The organism is Silicimonas algicola, assembly GCF_003970735.1.
In the GTDB taxonomy this organism is placed as follows: Bacteria; Pseudomonadota; Alphaproteobacteria; order Rhodobacterales; family Rhodobacteraceae; genus Silicimonas; species Silicimonas algicola.
The window spans coordinates 462,501-476,562 of sequence record NZ_CP034588.1; the positions used below are offsets into that span (position 1 = coordinate 462,501).

Here is a 14,062-nt window from a genome sequence, read left to right on the forward strand (position 1 = left end):
GCAAGTGGAATCTGGGGGCACAAACCAGGGGGTGGCGACTGTTTACTAAAAACACAGGGCTCTGCGAAGTCGCAAGACGACGTATAGGGTCTGACGCCTGCCCGGTGCCGGAAGGTTAAAAGGAGGGGTGCAAGCTCCGAATTGAAGCCCCGGTAAACGGCGGCCGTAACTATAACGGTCCTAAGGTAGCGAAATTCCTTGTCGGGTAAGTTCCGACCTGCACGAATGGCGTAACGACTTCCCCGCTGTCTCCAACATCGACTCAGCGAAATTGAATTGCCTGTCAAGATGCAGGCTTCCCGCGGTTAGACGGAAAGACCCCATGCACCTTTACTACAACTTCACACTGGCATCAGGCCAAGCATGTGCAGGATAGGTGGTAGGCTTTGAAGCAGGGACGCTAGTTCCTGTGGAGCCTCCCTTGAGATACCACCCTTGCTTTGCTTGATGTCTAACCGCGGTCCGTTATCCGGATCCGGGACCCTGTGTGGTGGGTAGTTTGACTGGGGCGGTCGCCTCCCAAAGAGTAACGGAGGCGCGCGAAGGTTGGCTCAGAGCGGTCGGACATCGCTCGTTGAGTGCAATGGCAGAAGCCAGCCTGACTGCAAGACTGACAAGTCGAGCAGAGTCGAAAGACGGCCATAGTGATCCGGTGGTCCCGAGTGGAAGGGCCATCGCTCAACGGATAAAAGGTACGCTGGGGATAACAGGCTGATGGTGCCCAAGAGTCCATATCGACGGCACCGTTTGGCACCTCGATGTCGGCTCATCTCATCCTGGGGCTGGAGCAGGTCCCAAGGGTATGGCTGTTCGCCATTTAAAGAGGTACGTGAGCTGGGTTTAGAACGTCGTGAGACAGTTCGGTCCCTATCTGCCGTGGGTGTAGGATACTTGAGAGGAGTTGCCCCTAGTACGAGAGGACCGGGGTGAACGGACCACTGGTGGACCTGTTGTCGTGCCAACGGCAGTGCAGGGTAGCTATGTCCGGAAAGGATAACCGCTGAAGGCATCTAAGCGGGAAGCCCCCCTCAAAACAAGGTATCCCTGAGGGCCGTGGTAGACCACCACGTCGATAGGCCGGAGATGTAAGCGCAGCAATGCGTTCAGTTGACCGGTACTAATTGCCCGATAGGCTTGATTTGATCCAGAAGCAGTCTGGCTCGATCGAGAGCATACGCCGCTCTTGACTTGGAAACGTCATCACTGATGACGATGTTGTTCTTTTGGTTTGGTGGTCATAGCGCAAGCAAAACACCCGATCCCATCCCGAACTCGGCAGTTAAGTGCTGCAGCGCCGATGGTACTGCGTCTTAAGACGTGGGAGAGTAGGTCACCGCCAAACCTAATGAGCAACATCGTATGTATCTCTCGACGATGTTCGATTGAAACCGCCGCCTCTCTGAGGCGGCGGTTTTTGTTTTGAAGACACCATCGCGATCTCAGCATGTGTAGGACCAGTGCTTTGGAGCCCCTCGGACATCGTGATAGTGTGGGCAGAGAAATCTACCTGCCCGAAGCTCGGCGCGCTGCCCTTTCGCAGTTAACTGAAGAGGCCACGGGCTCGATCCGCCTGTACCATTCCACATGAGTTAGAAAGGGCGACGTACTCACCTGCCTTATTGGCGGCCCAGGCTTGCAGGAACGCGTCGGCCTTTGCATCGAGCCAGACGAGCAGCATTGGACGCTCCAGCTGCACCAACTTCGGTGCAACGATCTTGGCTTGGGTCAGGATCAGCCAGAGTGCGATCACGACCCCCAAGACAAGACCAATGCAACGAAAGGAAGAACGAAGGCGTGCAGGAACATGCCGTGGCGATAGGATGGGACGCCCAAGCGCAGCAAGTGGAGGCCGCGCCCTGGGTCCCCGGGTGTCGCTTTCAGTCCCACATCGGCACGACGTCACGGAAACTTGGAAAACTTCCCCGCCGACCCTTGCGGTGCCACGGAATGACGGCTAGATGACACTTCGGTGACGCGGGGTGGAGCAGCCCGGTAGCTCGTCAGGCTCATAACCTGAAGGTCGTAGGTTCAAATCCTACCCCCGCAACCAAAAACAGCAGCAATTACAGCTGTTTGCGCAGCCCCTCCGCGGGGCTGTTTTGCTGTCCTGTAGTCGAAACAGCACCTAGCTAGCCGCCACAGAGCGAGTCGTTGGGAAAGTGTCATAGGGCCTCGCTGAGCGAGTGCAGCGCACGGTAGCCCTTCAGCTCACAGAGTTCAGCTAGCGGGGACTCTGGCGGCAAATCGGCGAACGAACCTAGATCGCAACGCCCATCATGTCTACGACACCCCATGTCATGCAGGACTTTGGAGCAATACTTTCATGTTCGCAGAAGTTGATGTTTTCCAGCTGCTCGGGTTCAAGTTCAGGTAGGTCTACTCTGAACTCCGCTTCACCTAAGGGGTCTATCCAAATCGGTGTTTCGGCAGAAATCTCTTGCGCGTTGCCGTCCGCGTCGAAAATGCTGAGAGAAATACGGACCCAAGTAGTAACATGGTCGGCCGTCCTGTTTTCGAGGATGCCACCCCAGCCAACCGTTTGCTGGTTCATCCTTGGTCCGGCGCGTCCGGTCGCATGGTCGTTGTCATATAGACGCTTCTGAAAGGTGCTGACACACGTTGCCCTGACGGCCTCTTTGGACAGAAGTTCACTCCTTGAATAGTCCATGCAAGTTTCGACACCCTTCAAGGTGCCCTGATACGTCGCCTCGTTTATCGCTCGCTGCACGGGCTCAACACCAAAGACCAAGGCCGCTACGAGACACGCTAAACCGACAATCAGAATGTTCTTCATCTAGCATGTCTCCGTCAGGCTTTCGCGGAGCTATACCAGCTTTCCGAGGACCAAAATGCGGCGATTGCAGGGCCCCACGGAGGGAAAGCGGGCATGTCTCAGGCAGCGGTTCGCTGAAGCCGAACGAGTTGAGACGAGGCTCGCTGTAGTCGCGCGTGGAGCCGGTTTGTCCCTTTGGGCAGCCACCCCCCTGAGCCCCCCGACCTGCGACTGTGGGTGCGGCTGTAGCGGCGGCTCGCCTTGCTGCCATCGTGCCAACCACGGCGGCTGCTCACTCAGCATAGGCCTTCCTCTTCCCACCGGCGAAGGCACCGCAGCACGCCGCCATCGCCCTTCTCACCGAGCCAGTCGATCCTGTCCAGCCCACCAGCTTCAGCTTCGACGCGTATCCGCGCCTCGAACGCGTCGAAGGAACCATAGGCGCGGGCGATGCGCGAGAGCCGGGGCCGCCGCGCATCTTCGAGGCGGGCGACCCGCGCCAATAGTGCCCGCGCGCTACCCATCGCCTTTCAGCACCTTCAGCGCAGCGCCTAGACGCAGGGCGGCAGCGAGATTCGCATCATTTCGGGCTTGCCGATCTTTCGCCGCTTCCAGTTCGCGCTGGTGCAGCAACTTCTGCTCTTCAGGCGTGACGGTGTGGTCAGGGTCGTCCTTCGCCACGACACTTTCGTTGCGCCAATGGCGGCCATAGGCGAACGTTACTCCCCGATCCTCCTCCTCCACAGGGCGAGGCGTCCGGACGGACCCGCGGGCTGGATCGAACCAGCGATCGGGTGGGGATGCGCGTCTCATTCAATCGCCCTCAACTGCCTCAACACGCCATGCGCTTCACGTCGAATCTCAGGATCGTCGCTGTCCCGCATCAGGTCCCCCATTGCCGTCACCAAGATGCTTCGCACCTCGCCATGCTCCTGGTCGGTGAGGGTGGCCATGAAGTGCGCTATGCTGCTGCGGTTCCGGTGCATGTATTCAGGACCGGTGACCGGGACCACTTCGATATGGTGCTCCATCACGTCCGCCATCTCGCGCGCCCATGTCACTGCCGTCTCGTACTCCGCGATCTTCTTGGTGAGAAGCACGCGCCGTCCGCTGGGCGTGCCAATGCGCACCTCCACGAATAGGTCCTCCGGCAACGGTTCGTATGCCGCAACCATGTTGCGCTTCGTATGAATGACGCTCATCGCTTCACCTCCCGAGATTCAAGTTCGAGGATCCGCCGCTCCAGCTCCGTCACAGCCTCGATGCCAGCGACCGAACTGAGGCACCCAATCAGGATGCGCCCGGTGTCGGGGTCCACTTCGCCGTTCGCCACCGCCTGCATGATCTGACGGGCTTGCTCGGCAAGTGGCGCATCCCTGTTCAACTCGAACTGGACTCGCTCCGCCTGCGACTTGATGACGGGAGCGCAGCGGGACAGGACCAGCCCCGCCGCGGTCATGTCGCCTTCCATCGCCGCGTCAATGACCACGCGGGCGACAGCGGGTGCGTCATCCATCAGCGCCCGTGTCACCTTCGTTCGCTTATCAAGGACACCCTTAGGACGCCCAAGAGGGTTCGGACTTGCCATACCGGCTTCCCACTTCGTGGGTGCGGGCTTTGGCACGAAGCCCTTCTTCCACTCGGGTTGGATAAGTTCGGTCTGCTTTGCCATCCGTCGATCCTGATCTTATCAAGGTGCGAGCAGCGTCACGCGGAGGTGGCTTTGTCAGCCGCCATCTGTGCGAGGCGGACTTGCCTCGCCTTGGTGGACGTGCCGCCCACAGCCTTTTCCATCGCAACGAAGACCTTGCCTGCGTCACGGTCCAGCATCGCCTTCGCCTGTTGCAGAACGTGCAGGCGCTTCGCCACGTCGGGACGCTGCTTTTGGTTCCAGTGCTTCAGGTACGTCTTCTGTAAGTCAGGGGTCAGGCCGCTGAGGTAGGCAGGCCCCATCAACACAGCCCCGACTGTCAAGCTGTCTCCACCGTCCACCGCGTCGCTGATGAGCTGGTGCAGCTTGTCTGTCGGCAGTGACTTGGCATGGGCGCGTATCTCCGCCGCGACGCTCCCTGACGCCTTCTCTGCAATAGGCTGCGCAAGCTCGCCCTCAAGGTATCTGATCGTAGTCGTAATGCGGGCACTGGTGGCGTCGAATGTCCGGGTCGCGCTCTCCAGCTTCTTCGCCGCGAAGCCGTCCAGCTGGAGCAGGCGGGCGTCTGCCGTCTTGCTGGTGTCCTGCTCCACCTTCTCGCGGGCGTCCCATACGGAGCGGACGTTCTCGTAGGCGGTGCTGAAGGCGGTCATGACCTGGGCGAGCACGTCCTTCGTGTCGTCACCGTAGCCGTCAATGTTTTCCACAACGCCGGGATGAAGAGCCGGGGTGATGCGGGTGTCCACTTTCACGTCGTCTGTGATGCTCATTTTCGTCCCTCGATGCCTGATCTGGCTACAAATGTGCTATAAGCGTACCTGCTCTCGCTTTAGGTCCACTAGCTTTTTCTTTTCCTAACAATGCCTTAGGTCGATGGGGGAAAGGGTCGGCGGACATATTGCGGATATGCGGGTCCGTAATTCTGAGGGGGCAGTCTTGGTCCTAGTCCTCTTCCGGCAGGGCTTCAGCTATGACGCCTGGCAGATGCTCGCCGAGTTCAAGGATGAAAGCGATAGTCAATTCGGTGTCGGGCTTATCGATTGGCCACAGAGTTATGCCCGCTAATGTTGGGTTCACGTCTGCTTCGTGAGCAATTTGGTTGCGCCTCTTCCAAATACTCTTTAACTGGCCCTTTACTTGGACATCAGTTCGCCTGTCACCCACTACCTTCCCTTCGTTCAACCTCTCAGTAATCTTCTGCCAGGGGTTTGCACAATAACATGAAAGCATCTCCGCTAACTTTGCTGGGTCAACAAATGCCTTGTAGGAGTTGGACTGACGAATCTGGCTTTCGGCCGCGTTAGATCGCTCCTCAGCATCATTGATGGTCATCAACTCCATTGGTAGGGTGATATTTCGCGTTTTCAGCGAGGACCGAAATCTGTGCTTGGCCTCTACCAACGCAAGCTCATGCGCAAAGAAATCAAACGAGCTAACCGCTAGGATGTAGGCTGACCGCAGAGCGTCATCATTTGCAGGGTCACGAATGCGAATGGCAGACAGCGCATCGAATAGGCTAACCATCTGACGTGCCCGCTCGACAGCGTGTAGAAAGGTTGCAATCGCGTCGTCAAACCTTTCCATTGGAGCTAGAAACTATCAGCTAGTGCGATCACCTTTTTCGCTCCGCTCTCGAAGCCCAACCGCACGTCGTCGATTTTGTTCCTGTACGTATCTGCGACATTTCCGCGGAACGTTGTATCGGCTTGGAGATCGATGGCGAACACGGGTTTTGCAAGTTCCTGAGCCGTCGCGATTAATCCGTCGAGCGAACCGATTTCCATTAAAAACTGATCTGTAGGTGCACCGGCGGAATTGTAGACCTCGTCCGGAAGCAGCATTTTTGCGTTGCGCAAGGCTTCTAGGAGATCCGCCTCCCTTGTCTCTGCAAGTCGATCAAACCACCTTTGAAAGGCCTGAGTAGGCCTGGCTTCCTCCTCGCCTCTGGCCCGCTTTCGAAAATTCTGGACCGTCGAGCCAAGATATTTTGGGCTGGAATCTGGAAATGGGTAATCGGCCATCTTCAATACGGCATTGCTTGCTGCTTTCTTCCCCCATTCTGACCACTTTGGAAGCGTTCGAGAAAGTGATCTGAGCGCCATCGAGGAAAAAAGATCTGGCGCCATTGGAATTATGAATGCGTCGCTGGTCATGAAAAGATTCTGATTGATCGCTCCAAGGCTTGGACTCATGTCTATAAGTGCAAAATCTATGGAGTTCTGTTCGCCGGTAATAGTGATCGCATGGTGCAGCGCTCCCGGAATGTTCTGGAGCGCTGAGAGCGTATTGCTAAGTTCATGTGAGACTGCAAGCTGGCTTTCATACTCAGAAAGACCGACGTGCCCGGGTAGTAAGAAAAGGTCACGGCACGTCGGTGACGGAAAGAGTTCGGTTGGTTCAATCATGTAGGGGCGCGACTCAAATGCCGGCCGAACCGCATCCCGGATATTTCGCGGCTTTTGCGGAACTTCGCTTTCAAATGGATAGTCCTCTGCGTCAACATCGCCAAGAAAAACGCCTGTCAGATTACATTGTGGGTCGCAGTCCACAAGCATCGTTCGCTTACCCATCAACGCTAGCATCCAGCCAAGATGAAAGGTCATCGTAGTCTTGGCGACGCCGCCTTTATGATTGAAGATTGCGATCTGTTTCATCTAAGTTCCTAGTATTGCTGTCATCCATTATGACGGTAAACTATATGAAGCGCCAAGAGTTTTCGTACGACGTTGCTGACATATTTCGAAGTAATGTCCTGCTAGTGAAAGGCTAGACGGCTTTTTATCACCACACGCAGAACGGATGCACGCCAAGGGCTTAGGCCCCGGCGGCGGACATATACCCAATATGTGGGTCGACCGACGGCCCAACTTTCGCCGGATTGAATCGGGATGGTGGCAGTGCCTCAGAAGGGACTTGGATCATGAGCAATGACGCGACGCGCAAGTGGGCGCAGGAGCAACACCAGCGAGAGATGGACGCCGAGCGTCGCTCCGGTGGCGGCTATGCTGTCTGCCTGCACTGCAACAATCCTTTCCCCGTCTCCGAAGGTGTCGTCACGCCTGATGCCGCCATCTGCGACGTCTGTAACGACGATTAGGAAGCTACCTGCGCGGCTCCTGCTGAACTGAGCCCAAGGAGCCAGCGAGTCGCGCGGCCGGGCGTGTCTGCGCACGGTGGGGAGGGTGGTATGCGGGGAAAGTGGGGGCGATGGGGCCTTACACATTCAGCTAAGTTATTGTTTGGTATCACGCCCCCCAGTTTCCCCACTCTCCCAGCACAGTCCCCACTATCACCACACTACGGAGTTTCTTTAGGGGTTGTGCCCTTGGGGCGGCAGAACCAGCAACCGCCGTCGTTTCGCTTCTCCAGATAAGTGTTGCTGTTCTTGCTCCACCAGTTCTCTGTGGCCACCTTCTCCGTGATCGCGATCATCTTCACTAGGTCTACTCGGAGCCATTCGCGGTCAGAGCGTTCCGCGAAGAAAGCTTGGAGCCACACGGCGAACGGAAGTCCATACTGGCTTTGGGGTCCGCGAGCTGGACCTACGGCGGTCTTCGGCGTCAAGGCGTGGTCAAGCTGTTCCCATGCCGGTCGGGTCGCGTAGATCGGCGTCTGGTAGTCAGGGTCCGTCCCGACCTCGACTTTCTCCGTACAGAAACGCCATGCGCCGCCGGGATGCTCTGGAAGGTTCACCTTCACTTGAATCATCGCCCTTTCAAACTGGTCGGGCTCGTAGTCGTCTGTGGCAGGCGGCTCGATAACAGCGATGAGGCTCCGGCAGGTCTGGGCGAAGGCGGCAGACCCGAGAACCCGATGCAGCATTGCGCGGGCGGTGTCCTTGGCGAAGTGAGTGACGCAGACGACTGCGATCCGGTGCTTCTGTGCGAGTATCAGCCACGGCTCAAGCACGGACCGGAGCTGCCCGGCGTCGTTGAGGTCTACCCTCCGCAGCTTCTGCCCCGGCAGGTAGCTTGTCACCGGGTCAATCACCAACATGGCGAAGGGGTGGCCCTCTGTCTCCGCGAAAACCAACCACTCCGCCACCGCGCCTAGGTCATCCTGCATCGAAAAGGTGTTGCGCTGGCCCTCTTGGGTCACGCCCTGAATCTCAATGACGTTGTTCAAGTTGGCGCCGCACGCCATGAGACGCGGCACGGTCATTTCCTCAATGCCATCCTCGCTCCCGAGCCACAGGACGCGGGAGGCCGGGCGCACGGGGTGAGGTCGTGTTGCGTTCTCGCCGGGTTGAGCATGAAACTCGCCGGGCCAGGGCGAGCCCGTGGTTATCCTCGCCGCGATGTCCGCCAGGACCGTGGTCTTGCCCGCCCCAGTCTCGCCCGCCAGCAGGGTGATGTATCCCTTCGGGACCCATCCGGTCCAAAGCCATTGAATGGATCGCGGCTGCACTGAACCGAGGCTGCGCCCAACTAGGGTGCGCGGGCCATTGGCGACCGAAGGCGAAAGGCCCTTTCTGATTTGCTCTCGTCTGGTCCGCGCTTCCTCGACCTTCAACTCAGCTTCATGTTGCTTGGTGATCTTCTCGGTAAGATCTGCCGCGTTCCTAAGTTCCTGCTCGCGCAGCCGGGCTGTTCGCTCTTCGGGCGTCAAGAGCGAGTATTCGTATGCCTTGTTCCAATGCTCAAGGGCCGCCTTGCGCTGCTCGGGCGTCCAGCTCGGATTGTCTTGAAACTCGAGTGAATCTTTCATGCGCTCTTCGAGCCAATTGTTAGGCATGCTGCAACCCCTCCGCGTTTAAGCGCAGGGTGTCGTTGCCGGTCCCACCGGCCTGTTGCATACTGCTCATGTTGCAGTCCTTTCGTATCTGATTTGGCTGGGACAGTTCAAAGTCTGGATGACTGAGGGGGCCGGGTCGCGCCGGTCCCCTTTTTCGTGGGCACGGCTATGTCCGTGCTGGATGGCGGGCACACCTGATGCGGGCGCACCCTTGCTGCATTCCGCGTTTCGGCCGTGGGCGTTCATATTCATGGTATGAAGGCCGACCTACGCCGCGTTCTCGCTGGTGCTGTGCTTTGCGCCCGACACCAACCACGCGAGGACGTCGCGTTCTGAATACATGACGCGGCGGGTGCCCGGCGGCTGGAAGTAGCGCGGGCCAACGCCTCGCACGCGATCACCCTCCACCGTGCGCTCGCTGACGCCGCGCAGGTCAGCTAGTTCCTTGCTGGTGATCGGACGTTTCTTGGGGGTGTAGTTGAACAGCTCGCAATGCTGCTCGAAAGTCATATCCTCAACGGACAGTTCCTTGTGGGCCATACTCTGGACTCCAGCTTGCCGGAGCCGCGACGTGCGCGGCGGTCGGCGTTTGAGCTGTGTCCTGGGGGGCTTTCACCCTTGCTCCACTTCGTTCGGTTCTCTGGAACTTGCCTCGTGGGCGTGCCCCAGTGCGGCACATTGCAGCTATAGTAGCTGTCGCGTAGCAAGTCGTACAAGCGAAGCCTGCAGTCGGAGGCAACCCGCCTCGCTAGAGCGGGTCGAGTTCGAAATTAGTCATCCATACCTTCCCGGCCGTTGAAGTAGTCCTGAATCTCGAACTTCATTTGGGAGATGAATTCGGTCGCCGTGTATTCGAGCTGATCGCCGCGAAGCACCTCGTCGGTCTTTGCGAGGATATGGCTGATTTCTTTACTCGTAAGGTGAATGCGGCTGTAGCGCGTTGAGCGCGGCCTACTGATGGTCTGCATCTGAATATCTCCTGTTCAGATGCCCGCCGCCTGAATCAAAAAGCAGGCGGACGAGCGGTTTCGTCAGCGCCTGCTCAGGAGGACTACCTCACGCGGTCCCGGACCATTCGTTGCATGAAGATGAGTATTGAATACCCAGTCCAGCGCGACCTGACAAGTGTCAGATGTGGCAACAACGCGGGTCGCCGCGCAACGCCGCGCTAGAGCCGGGGAGCGAGCCGGGAGCCACCTTTCCCCCGGCCATCCGCCATCCCCTAGCGCCGCCCGAAATTTTCGGGGGCTACGCGCGAGCGGGGAGCGCCACCACGTTGTCGCCCGCCGCGATCCGCCCTTGGCGCTCAATGTAGTCACCGATGCGCTCAACCTCGGGTTGAAGCCACTCGAGCTTGGTAAGATCGAGGTAATTCCGAGCTGTCACGTCCGCAGCGGCGGGAACATGGCACGTCAGCAAGTCAGTGCGAAATTTCTCGATCAGGCATTCACGGAGCGAGATGTTCGTGAAGGTCCGCCGCAGGTCATGGCAGCTCAGCCGCTTCGCAGCTAACTCGCTGATCAGTTGCATCGGGGCGCGAGGGTCGAGGATGTGCCCAGCTTTGGAACGCGAGGGGAAGACATGGGGGTTTCCCTTCACCCGTTCGCGCTCCCGGTTCCGCAGCACAGCGATCGCCTGCTTGCTGACCGGCAAAAAAACCTCGCGCCCGTTCTTCGGGTCGGGCAGGTGCCACCAGCACTTGGCGGGGTCGTCGTCCAAATGCACCCGATCCCAAGTCAACATGGCTCCTTCGTTGCGGCGAGCGCCCGTGAGAAGGAGGAACAGAATCAGGTCGATCCCGGCGAGAGCGTCGACGTTCTTCGGGTTCGCGCGGGCTTCGTGCAAAGCGTTCCATGCAGCACCGATGGTCGCCTTGTCGATGTACCGCTGCGTCCGCGTCCCGAGCTTGGCCCAGTGATCCTTCAAAATGTCGACCGGGTTGTAGAGGAACAGGGGGGTTCCATCGGCGCGCCGGTACTGGCGGCTGGCGAAGTTGATGAGCGCCCGAAGCGTGGTCATGCTGAGATTCGCCTGACCCGGCGCCGGTCCCTTACCGCGCAGACCCATCGTCGCCATTTCGCGGTGCCGCTTGCGCACCATGTCCTCGCTGATGGAGGTGATGGGCTTGTCAATCCACGCCGCGAACACCTGCTCAACATGCCTGCGGGACTCCGCCGAACTGCTGGGCTTCAGCTTGCCGGGCCGGCTCAGATACGCCTCCATCACCTCGCGCAGAGTGACCTGCTCCGCCTCCGCGGCCCTCTTCTCGGCGTTCGGGTTAATGCCGTCGCGCATCCGCTGAAGCGCCGCCAGTGCCCGCTTCCGGGCCTGATCCTCGGTGTAGAGCGGAAAGCGACCGATGGTGACGATCACCACCTTCCCCTTTGCCCGCCCCTGGGCGATGAAAGAACGCACCCCTGTCGCGGTGACCTTCAGCCCATAGCCAGACACGCGGTCGTCCCAGTGAATCTTGTGCCCTGTGGCAGGCACATCTACCCCTTCAACGAAGGTCTTCGTGAGCTTCGGCATGTGGTTTTCCTTTGACCAAAACTAGCGCCCAACTAGCGCACTAGAATGGTGTAAGGCGTTCTGCCACGTCCTTACAAGGACATCAAGATACTGAAATTAAATGATAAAGCGCGCTCTTGCGTAGAAACCCGTAGTAGGCCGTAGACTGCAAACTCAAACTCATAACCTGAAGGTCGTAGGTTCAAATCCTACCCCCGCAACCAACACCCTGAAAAATGGCGAACGTGCAAACTTCAGGCGCTCGCGAGTGTCGCCCTTCGGAATGCCGATACGGTCCCGGATGCAGCGAAAACGAGCGCTGCCGTGCACACGATGGACGGGCCGGCGGGCGTGTCCGCCACTAGTGCCACTCGGAGACCGACGAGGACGGACATGGACCCTATGATGCCCGCCGTCAGAACCATCCTCTCCGGCGTTCGCGACAGCGGACGTGCGGCCGCTGCCGGGACGATCAGCATGGCCGAGATCAGGAGAATGCCGACCACCTTGATCGCGACGGCGACTGTCACTGCAAGGGCGAGCGTCAGGACCAGCCTCTCCCGCCGGGGGTCGATGCCGTCCGCGTAGGCCAAGTCCTCGTTCAGCGTCGCTGTCAGAAGGGCCGACCAGCGCCAGGCGATCAGGCCGGCGACGACAAGCGCTCCGCTCCAGATTGCCGCGACGTCCAGGCGCGAGACGGCGAGGATGTCGCCGAAGAGGTAGGCCATCAAGTCGATCCTGACGCCCTGAAGGAACGACACGGCCACCAGCCCGAATGCCAGCGCCGAGTGGGCAAGAACGCCCAGGAGGGTGTCCATTGAATGGGTGCGACCAGACAGGGCGTTTACCGTCATAGCCATGGCGAGTGCCACGCCAAGCGCCCCGAGAAAGACCGAGACCTGCAAGGCCAGGGACAGCGCAACGCCAAGTATTGCGGCGTGGGCTGTCGCATCACCGAAATAGGCCATGCGACGCCAAACAACGAAGCTGCCCAGGGGTGCCGTCGCGACGGCCACGCCTATGCCGCCAAGTGTGGCGCGGGTCATAAAGTCGTCGAGCATCAGTCGGCCGCCTCATTCTCGGGATGCGCGTGATTGCAGGTCGCGCCATCGGAGTGGGCGTGACCGTGATGCGAGTGGCCGTGAGCATGGTCATGGTCGTGGCGGTAAAGAGCAAGCGCCCCGCCGGTTCCGCTGCCGAACAGCGCCCGGTATTCCGGTGCGGAGGACACCACGTCGGGTGTTCCGTGGCAACAGACGTGACCGTTGATGCAGATCACCCGGTCCGATGCCGCCATGACGACATGAAGTTCGTGGCTGATCATCAGGACGGCGCAGCCCGTGTCGCGCCTGACTTCCTCGATGAGGCGATAGAATGCTGCCGACCCTGGCTGGTCTAGTCCCTGTGTCGGTTCGTCGAGTAGCAGCAGTCCCGGGCGTGACACCAGGGCACGCGCCAAGAGGACTCGCTGAAGCTGTCCGCCGGACAAATCCGCCATCTGTCTGTCAGTGACATCCGGCACTCCGGCGCGAGATAGGGATGACGCGATCTGATCGCGCGTTGCGCCTCTTCGCAGGCGAAGGAATCGCGCGACGGTCATGGGCATCGTCGGATCGATGTGCAGCCGTTGCGGAACATAGCCGAGGATCAGGCCCGAGGCCCTTTTGATGCGGCCGGCAGAAATCGGAACAGCACCCACGATGGCGCGCAGAAGGCTGGTTTTGCCCGACCCGTTCGGCCCGACGATTGTGACGATCTCGCCTGCGTCGATGGACAGGCTCACGTCGTGCAGCGCCTCATGGCTGCCGTAGCGCACCGACAGATCGCGCACGTCGAGAAGGCTCATGCCGCTTCCTCTTTGGCGCAGGCAGGACACAGGCCCTCGGCCTCCAGCACAGTGCATTCGATTCGGAAACCTGCTGCTCTCGCGGCATCGCCGAGAGCCCCCTTCGCCGTCGGCGTCATCGCCTCGGCGACAGACGCGCAGACCCGGCAAATCATGAAGGCGGGTGAATGCGCGGCCTTCGGGTCGGCGCAGGCGACGAAGGCGTTCAGGCATTCGACCTTGTGCACGAAGCCGTGCGAGACAAGGAAGTCCAGCGCTCGATAGGCAACGGGCGGCTGAGATCCGAACCCGGCATCCCGCAGGCGGTCCAGAACTTCGTAAGCCCCAAGGGCGCGGTGATCCTGCAAAAGCACCTCGAGCGTCTTGCGCCGCACCGGGGTCAACCTCAGCCCCTCCCGCGCGCATAGAGCTTCAACGTCCGTCAGGCCCGATCGCACGCAGGCGCCGTGGTTATGCCGCTCAAATGCAATGGCGCTGTGTTTCTCGGAGTGGCTTGTCACGGGCGGATGATCTGTCCTAAGAGTTGATATGTTATAAGATCACATGGAGC

At 59.5% G+C, this 14,062-nt stretch carries 17 protein-coding genes, 1 tRNA gene and 2 rRNA genes (1 of these 20 running past the window's edge); 4 read left to right on the plus strand and 16 right to left on the minus strand.

Translation table 11 applies throughout. The annotated features are described in order from the left end of the window. Both EF888_RS02275 and rrf read left to right on the plus strand, forming a co-directional pair. Nucleotides 1-1,142, plus strand: a 23S ribosomal RNA gene (locus EF888_RS02275); it begins 1,689 nt to the left of the window's first position. A gap of 85 nt (nt 1,143-1,227) precedes the next feature. Continuing rightward, nucleotides 1,228-1,342, plus strand: a 5S ribosomal RNA gene (gene rrf, locus EF888_RS02280). 198 nt (nt 1,343-1,540) lie between these two features. On the opposite strand, the gene EF888_RS21645 is transcribed toward rrf, so the two are convergent. Further along, entirely contained in the window at nt 1,541-1,750 is a 210-nt protein-coding gene (locus EF888_RS21645; protein WP_146202971.1) for a hypothetical protein, read from the minus strand. A gap of 223 nt (nt 1,751-1,973) precedes the next feature. Between EF888_RS21645 and EF888_RS02285 the strand changes: the two genes are divergently transcribed. After that, nucleotides 1,974-2,050, plus strand: a tRNA-Met gene (locus EF888_RS02285). Between the two features lie 207 nt (nt 2,051-2,257). On the opposite strand, the gene EF888_RS02290 is transcribed toward EF888_RS02285, so the two are convergent. From EF888_RS02290 to EF888_RS02320, 8 genes are all read right to left on the minus strand, one after another. Next, nucleotides 2,258-2,794, minus strand: a complete 537-nt coding sequence (locus tag EF888_RS02290; protein WP_109757260.1) for a hypothetical protein — start codon at nt 2,792-2,794, stop codon at nt 2,258-2,260. Between the two features lie 275 nt (nt 2,795-3,069). Then, nucleotides 3,070-3,297, minus strand: a complete 228-nt coding sequence (locus EF888_RS02295; protein ID WP_126918473.1) for a hypothetical protein — start codon at nt 3,295-3,297, stop codon at nt 3,070-3,072. Then, nucleotides 3,290-3,454: a hypothetical protein gene (locus EF888_RS21650; RefSeq protein WP_164721554.1), complete on the minus strand. Its 165-nt coding sequence runs from the start codon at nt 3,452-3,454 to the stop codon at nt 3,290-3,292. Before EF888_RS21650 ends, EF888_RS02295 begins: the two co-directional genes overlap by 8 nt. A 128-nt stretch (nt 3,455-3,582) precedes the next feature. Continuing rightward, nucleotides 3,583-3,975 (minus strand): hypothetical protein, encoded by a 393-nt coding sequence (locus tag EF888_RS02300; protein WP_109757263.1) that lies wholly within the window; start codon nt 3,973-3,975, stop codon nt 3,583-3,585. After that, entirely contained in the window at nt 3,972-4,445 is a 474-nt protein-coding gene (locus EF888_RS02305) for a DUF5681 domain-containing protein (protein ID WP_206508406.1), read from the minus strand. The genes EF888_RS02300 and EF888_RS02305 overlap by 4 nt, the downstream gene beginning before the upstream one ends. A gap of 35 nt (nt 4,446-4,480) precedes the next feature. Beyond that, nucleotides 4,481-5,194, minus strand: a complete 714-nt coding sequence (locus EF888_RS02310; protein WP_109757264.1) for a hypothetical protein — start codon at nt 5,192-5,194, stop codon at nt 4,481-4,483. A gap of 172 nt (nt 5,195-5,366) precedes the next feature. Continuing rightward, nucleotides 5,367-6,008 (minus strand): HEPN domain-containing protein, encoded by a 642-nt coding sequence (locus EF888_RS02315; RefSeq protein WP_109757265.1) that lies wholly within the window; start codon nt 6,006-6,008, stop codon nt 5,367-5,369. Between the two features lie 5 nt (nt 6,009-6,013). After that, the gene (locus tag EF888_RS02320; protein WP_109757266.1) at nt 6,014-7,078 is read right to left on the minus strand and encodes a ParA family protein; all 1,065 of its coding nucleotides are present in this window, start codon (nt 7,076-7,078) and stop codon (nt 6,014-6,016) included. Between the two features lie 266 nt (nt 7,079-7,344). On the opposite strand from EF888_RS02320, the gene EF888_RS21655 reads away from it, so the two are divergent. Beyond that, nucleotides 7,345-7,521, plus strand: a complete 177-nt coding sequence (locus EF888_RS21655; RefSeq protein WP_164721555.1) for a hypothetical protein — start codon at nt 7,345-7,347, stop codon at nt 7,519-7,521. Nucleotides 7,522-7,721: 200 nt separating this feature from the next. Here EF888_RS21655 and EF888_RS02325 read toward each other — a convergent pair whose 3' ends face one another. The 7 genes from EF888_RS02325 to EF888_RS02355 all read right to left on the minus strand — a co-directional run bounded on the left by EF888_RS02325 (nt 7,722) and on the right by EF888_RS02355 (nt 14,012). Then, nucleotides 7,722-9,131, minus strand: a complete 1,410-nt coding sequence (locus EF888_RS02325) for an AAA family ATPase (protein ID WP_164721556.1) — start codon at nt 9,129-9,131, stop codon at nt 7,722-7,724. Nucleotides 9,132-9,425: 294 nt separating this feature from the next. After that, the gene (locus EF888_RS02330; RefSeq protein ID WP_109757268.1) at nt 9,426-9,698 is read right to left on the minus strand and encodes a helix-turn-helix transcriptional regulator; all 273 of its coding nucleotides are present in this window, start codon (nt 9,696-9,698) and stop codon (nt 9,426-9,428) included. A gap of 230 nt (nt 9,699-9,928) precedes the next feature. Next, entirely contained in the window at nt 9,929-10,126 is a 198-nt protein-coding gene (locus EF888_RS02335) for a hypothetical protein (protein WP_109757269.1), read from the minus strand. 280 nt (nt 10,127-10,406) lie between these two features. Then, nucleotides 10,407-11,687, minus strand: coding sequence for a tyrosine-type recombinase/integrase (locus tag EF888_RS02340; RefSeq protein WP_109757270.1), 1,281 nt, complete (start codon nt 11,685-11,687; stop codon nt 10,407-10,409). Between the two features lie 233 nt (nt 11,688-11,920). Then, nucleotides 11,921-12,727, minus strand: coding sequence for an iron chelate uptake ABC transporter family permease subunit (locus tag EF888_RS02345; RefSeq protein ID WP_109757271.1), 807 nt, complete (start codon nt 12,725-12,727; stop codon nt 11,921-11,923). After that, nucleotides 12,727-13,512, minus strand: a complete 786-nt coding sequence (locus tag EF888_RS02350) for a metal ABC transporter ATP-binding protein (RefSeq protein ID WP_109757272.1) — start codon at nt 13,510-13,512, stop codon at nt 12,727-12,729. The genes EF888_RS02345 and EF888_RS02350 overlap by 1 nt, the downstream gene beginning before the upstream one ends. Next, entirely contained in the window at nt 13,509-14,012 is a 504-nt protein-coding gene (locus EF888_RS02355) for a transcriptional repressor (RefSeq protein ID WP_109757273.1), read from the minus strand. The genes EF888_RS02350 and EF888_RS02355 overlap by 4 nt, the downstream gene beginning before the upstream one ends. Nucleotides 14,013-14,062: the final 50 nt, after the last annotated feature.

Coding starts and splice junctions, on each gene's coding strand:
- EF888_RS02290 (WP_109757260.1), bottom strand. CDS start 2,794: ATGAAGAACATTCTGATTGTCGGTTTAGCGTGTCTCGTAGCGGCCTTG.
- EF888_RS02295 (WP_126918473.1), bottom strand. CDS start 3,297: ATGGGTAGCGCGCGGGCACTATTGGCGCGGGTCGCCCGCCTCGAAGAT.
- EF888_RS02300 (WP_109757263.1), bottom strand. CDS start 3,975: ATGAGCGTCATTCATACGAAGCGCAACATGGTTGCGGCATACGAACCG.
- EF888_RS02305 (WP_206508406.1), bottom strand. CDS start 4,445: ATGGCAAAGCAGACCGAACTTATCCAACCCGAGTGGAAGAAGGGCTTC.
- EF888_RS02310 (WP_109757264.1), bottom strand. CDS start 5,194: ATGAGCATCACAGACGACGTGAAAGTGGACACCCGCATCACCCCGGCT.
- EF888_RS02315 (WP_109757265.1), bottom strand. CDS start 6,008: ATGGAAAGGTTTGACGACGCGATTGCAACCTTTCTACACGCTGTCGAG.
- EF888_RS02320 (WP_109757266.1), bottom strand. CDS start 7,078: ATGAAACAGATCGCAATCTTCAATCATAAAGGCGGCGTCGCCAAGACT.
- EF888_RS21655 (WP_164721555.1), top strand. CDS start 7,345: ATGAGCAATGACGCGACGCGCAAGTGGGCGCAGGAGCAACACCAGCGA.
- EF888_RS02325 (WP_164721556.1), bottom strand. CDS start 9,131: ATGAAAGATTCACTCGAGTTTCAAGACAATCCGAGCTGGACGCCCGAG.
- EF888_RS02330 (WP_109757268.1), bottom strand. CDS start 9,698: ATGGCCCACAAGGAACTGTCCGTTGAGGATATGACTTTCGAGCAGCAT.
- EF888_RS02335 (WP_109757269.1), bottom strand. CDS start 10,126: ATGCAGACCATCAGTAGGCCGCGCTCAACGCGCTACAGCCGCATTCAC.
- EF888_RS02340 (WP_109757270.1), bottom strand. CDS start 11,687: ATGCCGAAGCTCACGAAGACCTTCGTTGAAGGGGTAGATGTGCCTGCC.
- EF888_RS02345 (WP_109757271.1), bottom strand. CDS start 12,727: ATGCTCGACGACTTTATGACCCGCGCCACACTTGGCGGCATAGGCGTG.
- EF888_RS02350 (WP_109757272.1), bottom strand. CDS start 13,512: ATGAGCCTTCTCGACGTGCGCGATCTGTCGGTGCGCTACGGCAGCCAT.